Consider the following 373-nt stretch of genomic DNA (forward strand, 5'->3'; position numbering starts at 1 on the left):
GTCGTTGGAGTCCTTCCATTGCAGGCATTGAGAGGCGTATCGCCGGTGGCTGTCCCGCTCATTGTGCATACCCGTGGTGAGCCAACTTCTCGATGTTGTGCACCAGGCAGTAGAGCTTCCATTGCCCATCGACCTTGGCGCGCCCGCGCAATGTGAAGCGATGGAGCCGCTTGTTGTTTCTCAGGTTGCCGAAGACCGGCTCGACAGTGGCAAAGCGCGCGGTAATCATGCGCTTGCCGGTGTCGGAGTCGATCCGCCGTTTCATTCGCTCGGTGTAGCGCTCTTCGCTGTCGCGTTTGCCCTGAAAGAAGGCGACCTGGCGCGTCTTGGTCTTGTCGGGGGTGCGCAGGCACTGGTCGCGCAGCGGACACGG

At 61.4% G+C, this 373-nt stretch carries 1 protein-coding gene; it reads right to left on the reverse strand.

Features of this window, described 5'->3' with window-relative positions; genetic code table 11:
• Positions 1 to 58: 58 nt before the first annotated feature.
• On the reverse strand, positions 59 to 373 hold a 315-nt coding region (locus AC3A35_RS27935; RefSeq protein ID WP_487439816.1), incomplete at its 5' end, for a transposase.

This window comes from Azoarcus sp. Soil_N_20 (genome assembly GCF_057656155.1).